At 73.4% G+C, this 12,097-nt stretch carries 13 protein-coding genes; 7 read left to right on the forward strand and 6 right to left on the reverse strand.

What is annotated here, in order from left to right; genetic code table 11:
• Positions 1 to 14: 14 nt before the first annotated feature.
• Both OG490_RS09880 and OG490_RS09885 read left to right on the forward strand, forming a co-directional pair.
• Entirely contained in the window at positions 15 to 743 is a 729-nt protein-coding gene (locus OG490_RS09880) for a VWA domain-containing protein (protein WP_330295904.1), read from the forward strand.
• Positions 744 to 779: 36 nt separating this feature from the next.
• Positions 780 to 1,289: a pyridoxamine 5'-phosphate oxidase family protein gene (locus OG490_RS09885; protein ID WP_330295905.1), complete on the forward strand. Its 510-nt coding sequence runs from the start codon at positions 780 to 782 to the stop codon at positions 1,287 to 1,289.
• Between the two features lie 46 nt (positions 1,290 to 1,335).
• Here OG490_RS09885 and OG490_RS09890 read toward each other — a convergent pair whose 3' ends face one another.
• Together OG490_RS09890 and OG490_RS09895 are read right to left on the reverse strand one after the other, a co-directional pair.
• Complete coding sequence (locus OG490_RS09890; RefSeq protein ID WP_330295906.1) at positions 1,336 to 2,664, reverse strand: DUF1906 domain-containing protein; 1,329 nt, start codon at positions 2,662 to 2,664, stop codon at positions 1,336 to 1,338.
• A gap of 119 nt (positions 2,665 to 2,783) precedes the next feature.
• The gene (locus OG490_RS09895) at positions 2,784 to 3,308 is read right to left on the reverse strand and encodes a MarR family winged helix-turn-helix transcriptional regulator (RefSeq protein ID WP_330295907.1); all 525 of its coding nucleotides are present in this window, start codon (positions 3,306 to 3,308) and stop codon (positions 2,784 to 2,786) included.
• 95 nt (positions 3,309 to 3,403) lie between these two features.
• Here OG490_RS09895 and OG490_RS09900 point away from each other — a divergent pair, with 95 nt between their 5' ends.
• A complete protein-coding gene (locus OG490_RS09900; protein WP_330295908.1) occupies positions 3,404 to 3,856 on the forward strand; it encodes an SgcJ/EcaC family oxidoreductase in 453 nt (150 codons plus the stop codon).
• A 139-nt stretch (positions 3,857 to 3,995) separates the two neighbouring features.
• Here OG490_RS09900 and OG490_RS09905 read toward each other — a convergent pair whose 3' ends face one another.
• The 3 genes from OG490_RS09905 to OG490_RS09915 all read right to left on the reverse strand — a co-directional run bounded on the left by OG490_RS09905 (position 3,996) and on the right by OG490_RS09915 (position 6,219).
• Positions 3,996 to 5,084 (reverse strand): hypothetical protein, encoded by a 1,089-nt coding sequence (locus OG490_RS09905; RefSeq protein WP_330295909.1) that lies wholly within the window; start codon positions 5,082 to 5,084, stop codon positions 3,996 to 3,998.
• Entirely contained in the window at positions 5,081 to 5,305 is a 225-nt protein-coding gene (locus OG490_RS09910; protein WP_330295910.1) for a hypothetical protein, read from the reverse strand. Before OG490_RS09910 ends, OG490_RS09905 begins: the two co-directional genes overlap by 4 nt.
• Before the next feature lie 215 nt (positions 5,306 to 5,520).
• Entirely contained in the window at positions 5,521 to 6,219 is a 699-nt protein-coding gene (locus OG490_RS09915) for a hypothetical protein (RefSeq protein ID WP_330295911.1), read from the reverse strand.
• 130 nt (positions 6,220 to 6,349) lie between these two features.
• Here OG490_RS09915 and OG490_RS09920 point away from each other — a divergent pair, with 130 nt between their 5' ends.
• A complete protein-coding gene (locus OG490_RS09920) occupies positions 6,350 to 9,274 on the forward strand; it encodes an AAA family ATPase (RefSeq protein ID WP_330295912.1) in 2,925 nt (974 codons plus the stop codon).
• 85 nt (positions 9,275 to 9,359) lie between these two features.
• Entirely contained in the window at positions 9,360 to 9,803 is a 444-nt protein-coding gene (locus OG490_RS09925; RefSeq protein ID WP_330295913.1) for a hypothetical protein, read from the forward strand.
• A gap of 31 nt (positions 9,804 to 9,834) precedes the next feature.
• On the opposite strand, the gene OG490_RS09930 is transcribed toward OG490_RS09925, so the two are convergent.
• Positions 9,835 to 10,281, reverse strand: coding sequence for a GNAT family N-acetyltransferase (locus tag OG490_RS09930; RefSeq protein WP_330295914.1), 447 nt, complete (start codon positions 10,279 to 10,281; stop codon positions 9,835 to 9,837).
• Positions 10,282 to 10,708: 427 nt separating this feature from the next.
• Between OG490_RS09930 and OG490_RS09940 the strand changes: the two genes are divergently transcribed.
• Both OG490_RS09940 and OG490_RS09945 read left to right on the forward strand, forming a co-directional pair.
• A complete protein-coding gene (locus OG490_RS09940) occupies positions 10,709 to 11,251 on the forward strand; it encodes a GntR family transcriptional regulator (RefSeq protein WP_330295915.1) in 543 nt (180 codons plus the stop codon).
• Positions 11,248 to 12,030 (forward strand): GntR family transcriptional regulator, encoded by a 783-nt coding sequence (locus tag OG490_RS09945; protein WP_330295916.1) that lies wholly within the window; start codon positions 11,248 to 11,250, stop codon positions 12,028 to 12,030. The genes OG490_RS09940 and OG490_RS09945 overlap by 4 nt, the downstream gene beginning before the upstream one ends.
• Positions 12,031 to 12,097 lie beyond the last annotated feature (67 nt).

Genomic DNA, 12,097 nt, shown 5'->3' on the forward strand with positions numbered 1-12,097 from the left:
GTACCCTCGGGCCCATGACGGGCAGCGCGATTAACCTCCGGAAGATCGAAGAGAGCGCCCCGGCGCTGGTGAACCTCTACAAGAGCGCCGGGGTCTCGCTGCGCAAATACGGTCTGGAGGGCGGGCGCGCCTGCGTGTACCTGGTCCTGGACTACTCCGGGTCGATGCGCCCGTACTACGAGGACGGCAGCGTGCAGGCCCTCGCGGACCGGGTGCTGGGCCTGGCCGCGCACCTGGACGACGACGCCCGCGTACCCGTCGTGTTCTTCTCCACGGAGGTCGACGCGGTGGAGGAGATCTCCCTCGCCGGCCATGAGGGACGGGTCACCGAGATCGCCGCCGGACTGGGCCACATGGGCAAGACGGCCTACCACGCGGCCATGGACGCGGTCATCGACCACTACCTGGACTCGGGGTCGGCCGCCCCCGCGCTCGTCGTCTTCCAGACGGACGGCGGGCCCGTCAACAAGCTCGCCGCCGAGCGGTACCTGTGCAAGGCGGCCCGGCTGCCGATCTTCTGGCAGTTCGTCGGCTTCGGGAACACCCGTAGCTCGCAGTTCGACTTCCTGCGACGGCTCGACGAACTTCCGGTCCCGGCGAAGCGGCCCGTGGACAACGCGGGCTACTTCCACGCCGGCCCGGACCCGCGGACCGTCGTGGAGTCGGAGCTCTACGACCGCCTGGTCGCCGAGTTCCCGGCATGGCTGGCGGCGGCCCGCGCGGCGGGCATCGTGCGCGCCTGAGCGGCGGTTGTCGGTGCTCCGCGCTTTGATGGAGCTATGACGACGAACAACTGGGCCGTATTCGAGAAGGCGGAACCCGAATTCGCGGCGGCCGTCCAGGCGCGCTTCGCACAGTTCCCGCACCACGTCCTGGCGACCCTGCGCAAGGACGGATCCCCGCGCGCCACCGGGCTCAACGTGGACATCCGCGGCGGCGAGCTGTGGCTGGGCATGATGCCGGGTTCGATGAAGGGCAAGGACCTGCGGCGCGATCCGCGCTTCGCCCTGCACACCAACCCGGGCGAGGGCGAGACCATGCCGGACGGGGACGTGCGGATCGCCGGGCGCGCGATCGAGATCGTGGAGCAGCCGGAGCTGCACCGGTACGCGGAGGAGACCGACAGCCCGCACCCCTTCGACCTCTTCCGCGCCGAGCTGACGGAGGTGGTCCACGTCGGGGTCGAGGACGATGACCTGGTGGTCCGGTCGTGGACCCCGGCGGGCGGGCTGCGCACCATCCGCCGGGGCAATGACGACGAGCCGGCCCGCGAGGACACCCCCGCCTGATCGGCTCGCGCGGGTCAGCTCAGGTGCGGGTCAGCTCAGGTGCGGATCAGCTCAGGTGCGGGCGGGCCTTCTTCATGGCCGCCGGGTCGACGTCCACCCAGTTCCGGTCGATGTTGATCGTCACGTCTCCGTACGTGGCGTCGTGGTCGCCCCGGAACTGGTGGGCCCGGCGCGCCCCCGCCCACTGCTTGGTGCCCGCGGGCAGTCCGAGGTCGGCGTCGGTGACCGAGGCCGACCCGTTCCAGCGGGCCACCCACAGCACGTCGGGCATGGCGTCCGGGGCCTGGGCGTAGTGGGCGCTCAGCGCCTTGGCCCCGGAGCTCGCCGAGACGTAGGCGGCCCCGCGGTAGCCCAGTTCGTGCAGCCGGACCGTCCAGGCGGTGAGATAGGCGACGACGGGGCCGTCCCAGGTGGCCCGGTCGGTGTAGTTCTCCAGGTCGTTGTAGAGGACCGTGCCCTCGGCCAGCCCCAGCGCGGCGGCGGCCTGGGCGGCGCCGTCGGCCGCGGCCGTGCCCTGGTCGGTGGCCTCGGAGGGGTCGGTGGAGAGCCCGGTGGAGGAGCTGTTCCAGGGCTGGGGGCCGACCCAGATCGGCATCAGGTGCCAGCCCGCGGCGGCCTGGCGGGTCACCCACCCGGCGGTGAGCTGCGGCTGGGCGCAGGCGCGGGCCCGGCCGCCGATGTAGATGCCGATCGCCCCGAAGGGCGAGTCCTCCTTCCAGGTGTTCATGGCCTTCTGCGTGGGCGCGGTGCAGGCGTCGAAGCCCTCGCCGGTGTAGGGGCCCTGCGCGGCGGCACGGGGACCCGGGCCGGGGGCGACGGCGGGCTCGGCGGGGGCCGGTCGGGTGGGCGGGGTGAGCGTACGGGCCCGGCCGAGCACTCCTCGTACGGTCTCGGGCGTGGCCCCGTAGGAGACGGTGGCCATCACCCCGGCGCGGCGCAGGGTGTAGCGGATCTCGTTGCTGTCGCCCCGGACCTTGGGCAGGGGTTCGCCCTCGTCCGCGCCGACGGTCGGGATGTCGGCGCGCGGCGGGGCCCCCTCGAGGGGCTCCAGGTGCAGGGTGTCGGCGCGCGGGGCGACGGCGCGGGCCGCTCCGCAGTCGCCCTGGGTGCCGGCGTGCCCGAGGTAGAGGGTGGGCAGGTCCAGGCGCAGGCAGGCGTCGGGGTTCCGGTCGAGGTCGACGACCCGCCAGTCGGCGGGGACGGTGAGGTGCAGCCCGCGGTAGTCGACGGGGCGTCCGTCGGCGGGGCGGGCGCCGGCGGCACCGGTGGCGGCGCGGGCGCCGCCGGCGGGGGGACCGTCCGCGGCTCCGACCGGGACGGGAGCGAGCAGCGCGGCGCCCAGCAGGCAGCTCAACATCATGTGGGAGGGGGGCATGTGACCCACTGTTACCAGAAGGCCGCGGCGTTGACTCAGAGGCACGAGAAGGCGCGGGCCCGCTGTTGACGGGACGGCGGTACGGGGGCACGGCCGGGTGGTGGTATCCGGCCCGTGGCTCAGCCCGCCGTCGGGCGGCTCCTGCCGCGCCGCGGCGCGGTGTTGGCGCGGATCTCCTCCGTGGCCGCGCGGAACGCGGGCGCGGCGCGGGCGAAGTAGTCGAAGAGCAGGGCCTGCTGCTCCGGGGAGTAGGAGCCGATCACCGCCGCGATGTGCCGGCGGGCCGGGCCGACCACGTCCTCGATCCGGTCCAGCGCGTCCGGTTCGGGTTCCACGATGACCCGACGCCTGTCGCCCGGGTCGGCGGCCCGGCGGGCGTAGCCGGCCCGTTCGAGGCGGTCGATGAGCCGGGTCGTGGCGCCGGTGGTCAGTCCGGTGCGGGTGGCGAGCTCGCCGGACGACAGGCCGCCCTCCAGGGTGATGAGGCTGAGGGCGTACCACTCCGAGGTGTGCAGGCCGGACGCCTCGGCGCTGGCCAGGCCCTGGAGGCCGACGGCGTCCAGGTACTGCCGGAAGATCGTGTGCGCGTCCCGGCCGTCGCCGTCCCGGTCGTCGCCGTCCTGGTCGTCGATGCCTGTTGCCATTCCCCGGACCGCCTCCTACATTTATATCTGCACGCATGCAGATACTGCGTTCGTTCAGTATCTGCTCCAGTCTAACCAATGGGGAGTGGTCCGTCATGCAGTCCACCAGCGAGTCCGTCGCCTCCGTCCAGACCGTGCTGAGCCGCCTCGTCACCGCCTGGGAGCGCCACGACGCCGAGGCCTACGGGGAGCTGTTCACCGAGGACGCCACGTACATCACCTATGTCGGCACCTTCTACCAGGGGCGCCGCGACATCGTGGAGAGCCACCGCACGCTCTTCGCGGGCTTCCTCAAGGGCACCCGGCTGGCCGACGAGATCCTCGGCATCCGCTTCCACGGGCCCGGCGTCGCCGTGGTCAACGGCCGCGGGGACACCTACAAGGGCAAGCGCCCGGAGAGGCTCGCCAAGATCCAGACCTACACGCTGGTCCGCGAGGGGGACGGGCAGTGGCGGATCGCCGCCTTCCAGAACACCAAGCGCAAGCCGCTGATGGAGGCCGTGTCCTACCGGTTCGCTCCGGGCCTCGTCCCGGCCGCCGAACGCTGACCCCCATCCGGACTCCCCATCCGGACCTCCCCGCCCGGCCCGGTCCCCCGCTTCGAACCGCGGACCGCGGACCGCGGGGCCCCTCCTCCCAGTGGAGGAGCCCCGCGAGCGGCCCGTACGGCCCGGCAGGTGTCCCCTCTTACTCCTGCTGGTCCTGGAAGGCGGGCAGCGCGAAGACGCGCTCCTTGCCCGCCTCGTCCATGAGCTCGACGAGCGGCAGCACCAGTTCCCACAGGTCCTGCTTGTCGACCTCGCGCACGAGTCCTTCGAGTTCCGCGTCACCCAGCCCGGCGGCGGCGTCGGCCACCACCTTGCGACCCTCCTCGGGCAGCACCCCGACCAGCGGCAGGAACTCACCCCACAGCGCGGTCGCCACGACGGCCCGTACCACCCCGGTCAGCACCTCCGGGTCCCGCAGGGAGTCCAGCCGGGCCACGGCGAGCCGGTCGTCCTCCCCGAGCAGCGCGACGAGCGGAAGCAGGGATTCCCACAGCCCCTCGGCGTGCGCCACCCGTACGAGCGAATCGAGTTCGGCCCCGCCGAGGCGGGCGGTGAGTTCGGCGATCCGCAGCCGCTGCTCCCCGCCGACCATCGCGGCGACGCCGAGGGCCTCCTCCCAGAGCCCTTCGGTCGCGGCGGCCCGTACCACCGCGGCGAGCCGGTCGTCGCCCATGAGCTCCAGGATGCGGGGCAGCCGCTCGGGCAGGTCGACGTAGAACCCGGCGCGCAGCACCGCCGCGTCGTCCACCTGGTCCAGGATCCGGCGGAGCACCTGGTCCCTCATGTGCCCGACGAAGCGGCCCATGGTGAGGTGGTCGCGGTTCTCGGCGAGGGTGACGGCGATGCGTAGGACGAGCCCCTCGTCGAGCCGGTCGACGATCCCGGCGATCTTCCGGGGGTCCAGGTGTGCGCAGGCCTCGGCCGTGAAGGTGACGGGCAGTTTCGCGATGATGTCGGCGGCCCGCCCGGACTCCAGCCGGCCGGCCACCCCGGCCGCGAGCCGGGGCCCGAGCGCCTTCTGCGAGATGGCGGCCGCGACCCCGGCCGGTACGAGCTTGGTCGCGGCGGCGATCCGGTCGAGCATCTCGGGAGCGCCGTCGTTCAGTACGCCGCTGACCTGCTCCCGAAACGTCCGCACGTCCTCGTCCGGCAGCCCGCGCAGGAAGCCGAGCTCCCCGGCGTCCACGCCCACCAGGCGGGCGATCTTCTCCACTTCGGCGCGGCTCACCGGAACAGCACCTTGCGTACGGCCCCGCGTGCGAGGGCGGGGACCAGCTTGAGCGCTTCCTCGGCGGCCCGGTTCAACCCTTCGGCCTGGCGCGCCCGTTCGGCCTTCAGCGCCTCGGCGAGCCGCGCGAGCTCCCCGGCGTCCAGTTCCGCGAACGAAGCGGGGGGCCGGGCCCCCGCCAACTCACCGCTCAACCGGCCCATTTCCTCATCGGTACGCACGGGACGACCTCCCACACCAAAGACGACGACGGCTCGCCCAGAGAATGGTCCTGGATTGACTAATAGTCAATACTCGTGGGTAGCCCGCCCGGTGGGGCGGTGCGCACCGCGGTGGGGCGGTGCGGTGGAGCGGTGCGCACCCCCACGGCGCACCGCCCCACCGGGCGTACCGGCGGCCCCACCCGGCCGCCTTCCCGCTGACCGCCCCCGGCGGATCAGCAGCTCTTCGCCCCCGGCGGCGGCTTGAACACCGCGTCCAGCACGCGGTCCACGGAGACGTCGACCAGGGTCCAGTCCAGCGTGGAGTCCGTGGTCGGCAGGCTCAGGTGCTCGGGAAGCTCGCTCTCCGCGAGCTCCTGGCCCACGTAGAGGATGGACAGCGCGCCCCCGCAGCCCGACGGCGCCGGCGGGACGCTCCCCCGGACCAGGCCGTCGTCCGGGCCCACGGCGAGCGTGCGGGTGTCGATCGGGCCGTACGTGAACTTGTAGCCCGCCGAGCTCGACGACTTGGTCATCTCCACCCGGACGTGACTGAGCTTCACGGGCACCGCTTCGCACGGACGCTGGGAGTTGCGCAGGCCCAGCCACACGCCGCTGTCCACCATGAAGAGGGCCGAGGAGTCCGAGGCCGCAGGCCGATCGCTGCTGCGCAACCCCTTCAGATAGCCGGTCAGCCCCTTCGTGTCCAGACCGGCCGTGACCGTGCACGGCGTGGTGGGAACGGGGGCCGGGACCGGAGACGGGGTCGGGCTCGGGGTCGGGGTCGGGCTCGGACTCGGGGTCGAGAGGACGCTCGCCGAGGGGGAGGCCCCGCCCGCCCCCAGGGGCAGGCCGGTACCCGAGCCCGCGCAGCCGGCCACGACGAGCAGCGGGAGGGTCAGGAACGGTACGGCTAACACACGTAATCGGCGCATCAGGCCTCCACATCAGGCACGGCCGGGATCACTTCCGATGCTGGCAGCCGGGCTCCACCGGCGGCATCCGTAGAACCGCCTACGCATCCCCGGCGCCGAATCCGGGTACCGGACATCCGGGGAGGGCGCCATGGTGGGCAGGACTCCGTTGGTCGGCCGGGGGGCCGAGCTGGAGCGGCTGGACGAGGCGATCGGGGAAGTGACCGGCGGGCACGGCGGATCGCCGGGCGTCGTCGACCTCACGGGCCCGGCGGGCATGGGCAAGAGCAGACTGCTGACCGAGGTGTGCCGAAGGGCCCGCGGCCGCGGTCTGACGGTCCTGCGCGGCCGGGCCACCGAGTACGAACGGCACATCCCCTTCCGGCTGTTCACCGACGCCTTCGCCGACCTGGATCCGGAGCTGCTGCGGGAGAAGGGCGCGGACCCGTCGGTGGCCCCCGTCCTGCACGGCGTGGCGGCGGACCCGGGCGCCGGACGGAGCGCCCCGCTGGACCGGTTCGCCGTGCACCGGGCGGTCGCCCGGCTGCTCACGGAGCTGGCGGAGCGCGGTGACGGTGGAGGTGGCGGTCACGGCGGTGACCGTGGTGGTCACGGCTGCGGCCTGCTCATCGCCCTCGACGACCTCCACTGGGCCGATCCGGCCTCCCTGGAGCTCCTCGACCACCTCGTACGCCACCCCCTGCGCGCCCCCGTGACCCTCGTCGTGGCCCGCCGCGACCGCCAGACCTCCCCGTCCCTCACCGCCGCGCTCACCCGGGGCGTGGACACCGGCGCCGTGCTGCGCCTGGACCTCGGCCCCCTCGCGGAGCGGGCCTGCGTGGAGCACCTCGCCCCGGATTTACCTGCCGCCCGCGCCGCCCGGCTCTACGCGGCCAGCGAGGGCAATCCGCTCTACTTCCTGACCCTGCTCCAGGGCCAGGGCGACGGCCCCGCCCTGCCGGCGGGGGGCCTGGCCGCACTGCTGCTCGACGAGCTGACCCCGCTGACGGACACGCAGCGGCGTACCACCGAGGCCGTCGCCGTGCTCGGCGACCACGCCACCGCTCCGCTGCTGGCGCACACGCTCACCGCGTCGGCGCCCGACCCCGGCCCGCTCCTTCCCGGCCCGACCGATCCCGGACCGCTCGACGCCGACCTCGCCGTGCTGGCCGGGCGGGACCTGGTGCGGCGGGGTCCCGGCGGGAGCTGGTCGCTGCGCCATCCCGTGCTGCGGACCGTGGTGCACGAGAACACCGAGCACCGGCGCCGCACCGACATGCACCGGCGGGCCGCCGCCGCGCTGGCCGGTGCGGGCGCGGGTGCCGCCGTACGGGCCCACCACGTCGAGCGGGCGCTGACCGGCTGGGACCCGGAGGCGGCGGCGGTCCTGCTGGAGGCGGCCGGGCAGTCCGAGGCCACCGCCCCCGCGAGCTGTGCGCACTGGCTCGGGGTGGTGCTCCGGGTGCTGCCGGACACCGCGGAGCACGGCGCGCAGCGGCGGGAGCTGCTGCTGCGTCGGGCGCGGGCCCTCGGCGTGTGCGGGGAGTTGCGGCAGAGCCGGGACCTGCTCCACGAGCTGATGGCGCGGCCCGGATCCGACGAGGACGGCGGGCTGCGCGCGAGCGCCGCCACCCTGTGCGCCTCGATGGAACGCCATCTCGGGGACTACGCGTCCGCGGTCGCCCTGCTCCGCCGCGAACTGGCCCGCCGACCCGCCCCCCGCCCGGCCGACGCGCTCGCCCTCGGTCTCGAACTCGGCTCGTCCGCACCGCACGCGCTGTCCTACGACGAGGTGCGGGAGGACGTACGGCGCACCTTGGACCTGGCCCGGCGGCTGGGCAACGAGCCCGCCGAGGCGGGGGCGCTGACGATCACCGCGCTCGGGGAGACGTACGGGGGCGACCTGGTGACGGCCCGGGCGCTGACCGACCGCGCCGCGGCCCGGGTGGACGCGCTGACCGACCGGGAACTCACGGAGCTGTGCGAACCGTTGGCCCGGTTGAGCTGGTCGGAGTTCTATCTGGAGCGGTACGCGGACGCGCAGCGGCACGCCGACCGGGGCCTGGCCCTCGCCCGCCGGGTGGGCCCCCTCCACCTCCTCCCGCACCTGCTCCTATGCAAGGCGATCGTCCACATGAGCACCTGCCGGATGCTCCCGGCGCTGGAGCTCGTCGACGAGGCGGAGTCCATCGCCCGGGGCATCGGCAGCGACGAACTCCTCGCCCTGGTCCTGGCGAACAAGGCCCAGGTGCTGCTCGCGGCCCTGCCCCCGGGCGACGGCACCCCGCTCGCCGTCGCCGAAGAGGCCGTCGCGCTGTGCGGGGGGCGGAGCAGCTGGTGGGCCTCGCTCGCCTGGTGCGTGCTGAGTTACACGGCCCTGCACGCCGGCGACCCCCGACGGGCCCGGTCCGCGATGCTGCGGGCGGGCGGCGGACCGCAGCTCGCCCGCCTCCAGCCGACGATGCGGCCGCTGTTCCTCGAAGCCCTGGTCACGGCGGCCGTCACCACCGGCGACCTGGCCGACGCGGAGGCCTGGTCCCGGCGGGCCACGGCGGACGCCGAGCGGCTCGGGCTGCCCGCGCAGCGGGCCTCGGCGCTGCGCAGCGCGGGCCAACTGCTGGCGGGACGCGGCGAGCCGGGACCGGCGGCGGACCTGTACGCCCTGGCGGCCGAGGAAGCAGGCCGCTCGGGCGCGACCCTCTGGGAGGCCCAGGCCCTGCTGATCGGCTCCTCCTTACGCACCCGGGCCGGCGACCCCGCCGCCGCGGCATCCCTCTGGCACCACGGCCGCCGCCTCGCCGAAACGGGCGGAGCCCGCCTCCTGACAGGCCTGGCGGACCTCTTCCCGCCGCCCAGGGCGATGACGGCGCCCGCTCCCTCCCCCCTCCCCCACCTCACCCCGCGCGAACAGCAGATCGCAGCCCTGGTCGCCGAGGGCCTGACCACCCCGGCCATCGCGGCCCGCCTCTACCTCAGCCCTCGCACGGTCGACACCCACCTGTCGCACATCTTCCGCAAGACGGGCGTCACCACCCGCTCGGCCCTGGCCGCCCTGACGGCCCGACGCACGGGGTGAGGGGATCCGGCGAACCGGCCCTGTCAGTGGGTGCGTTTAGCGTGGACGAAGCAGTCAGCACACGTTCACGTACCCAGGGGGGAACATGAAGAAGAGGCACGCCTACAGGACCCGCACGGCGGCGGCGATCGCGGCGACGACCACCACCCTCGTCCTGGCACTGACCGCGGGGGCGGGACAGGCGGTCGCCGCGGGGACGGACGAACTCATCGGCCACCCGGGGCCGGACGGACTGATCTGGGTGCCCGAACAGACCGGCTCGGGCGGCTTCGTATCGGGCGGCCTCTCTTCATCGCTCGACACCTTCACCACCTTCGCGTGCGAAGGCGGCGGCAGCATCGAGGTGGTCTTCCACCTCAACGAACTCCCGGACCGGGACCCGGAACCCTTCACCCTGGACTGCCCCGTGGGCACCCCGGCCCGCGTCACGGTCCCCCTCGGCAGCGGCCTCCACGGCGGCTTCGGCGCCGCGGTGACGGCCTCGTCCCCGTCCATACGCTGGGGCGCCACGGTCGTCCAGCCCGAGTAGCGGGCCGGGTCACGACGCCGCCCGCCGCTCGCTACGCCGAGGCGGCGGGCACCCGCACCATGTGCACATCGATGGGGTCCTCGTCCTCCACCACGAACCCGTACCGCTCGTAGAGCCCCCGGACGGCACTCCCCCGCAACACGGTCAGCCGCACGTCCACGCCCTCCGCGTCGGCCCGCGCGAGCACCTCGCGCAACACCCGCGACCCGATTCCCCGCCCCTGGTGGCGCGGATCCAGGTACAGGTGCTCCACCTTGAGCCCACCCCCGTAGGGCCGCACGGTCAGGGACCCGACGATGTCCTCCCCCCTCACGATGACCGAGGAGTACACCTCCGAGAACTCGTCCCGCAGCCGCTGCCGCACCCGCACCTCGTCGTACCGCCCCAGCCGCTCCAGGTCGTCCCGCATCACGACGGCCTTCAACTCGGCGACGACCTCGACCTCCCCCACCCGCGGGGCCCTCAACTCCACATCCATACCGGCAGTATCTCCAGCCCCCGAAACGCCACAACGCCCGCCATCCCTGGTCGGGGACATGGCGGGCGCGGTGGCACGTCCTGGATCAGCCTCACCGCGAACCCGCGCCCCTGCGGGACGCCGTGGAGAACGGCATTCGCGGCGAGCTCGGAGACACAGAGCCGTATGTCGTCCCGCCGCTCGGACACACCCCACTCGGCAAGCGTGTCGCCCACGAACTGACGGCCGCACGCACCGACGCACGAGTCCGACCGAAACGCTGCTGCCGGGGCAAGGACATAGCACCCCACCGCCTTGACGCTGAGTTTCCAGAACCTCACAGACCGTATCGCTATTCACGAAAACCAGCAAGATTGTGAGGCTAGGGAAGGGCGGCACCGTCCCTTAACGTTGGGGCAGCAGGGCCAATCGGACCGTAGGAGGCAGTGTGAGTGGGAGCGGATGGACCAGTACCTCGATGCCCTACCTGACTCCACGCGCCGCCGGGGACAGGGACGCATGGACCGAGGAAGCCGCTGCGGCGGGCCACCGGGGCGGCCAGCGCATCCTGCACGCCGGCGAGACCGACGCCCCCTCCGCGGTGGCCCGCAAGCTCGGCCTGCCGGACGGAGCGGCCGTGACCGTACGCCGCAGGATCATCGAACGTGACGGAACGCCCATCGAGTTGACCGACACCTACTACCCCGCGGACATTGCCGCAGGTACGCCGCTGGCCGGAACCGCGAAGATCCGCGGTGGCGCGGTGACGCTGCTCGCCACGCTCGGGCACGTCGGAGTACGGGCCGTGGAGAACGTGACGGCCCGGATGCCCAGCGCCGAGGAGCGGACCCAACTGCACCTCCCCGAAGGTCAGCCGGTACTGCAACTCTCGCGCACCACCTACGACTCGGCGGACCGGCCCATCCAGGCGGACATCATGGTCATGCCCGCCGAGCGGCAGCAGTTGCAGTACGAGATCAGGATCGGATGACCTTGCCCCGTTCTGACGTCGAAGGGACCGATCCCCGAGCGCTCCACGCCCGCATCGCCGCCGATCTGCGCGACGAAATCATGAGCGGCGCTCTTCCGCCCGGCGGGAAGCTGCCGTCGACCGCGCAGCTGAAGATCCGGTTCGACGCCTCCAACGCCACCATCCAGAAGGCCGTTCAGCTCCTGAAGGACGAGGGCCTGGCAGTCGGCCGGGCAGGCGCGGCCGTGACCGTACGGGAGAACCGGCAGCGGACCGTACGACCGGCCGGCTCCCTCGCACCGGCGGCGGCCGGGGCGGCGTACCCGTGGCTCGCCGAGGCCGCAGGGCCGCGTTCGGTCGGGCTCAGCCATCTCCTGGCGGTGGAAGAAGTACCGGCTGTCGGCGACACCGCGGCTGCGCTCGGCCTCCCGGAGGGAAGCCCGGCGGTCTGTCGCCGCCAGCTGATCAGCATCGACGGCGAGCCCGCCGAGTTGGTGAGCTCGTACTACCCGTTGGACATCGCGCGCGGCACCGCCCTCGCGTTGTCGCGCCGCATCCGAGGTGGCACGCCGGGCCTGCTGTCGGAGCTGGGCTTCCCGCCCCGCAGCAGCGTGGACCGCATCTCGGCCCGGGTCGCGACGCAGGAGCAGTACGCCGCACTCCGGCTGCCCGGCGACCTGCCCGTCCTGCGGACCCTGCGCACGGTGTACGGCGACGGGGGACGCCCGATCGAAGTCACCGTGATGGTGAAGGCCGGCCATCTGTACGAGCTCCAGTACGAGTTCGCACCCGAGTCCTGACCCCGCCCCCGAAACGCCACAACGCCCGCCATCCCTGGTCGGGGACATGGCGGGCGCGGTGTCAGAG

This window comes from Streptomyces sp. NBC_00503, from assembly GCF_036346895.1.
GTDB lineage: Bacteria > Actinomycetota > Actinomycetes > Streptomycetales > Streptomycetaceae > Streptomyces.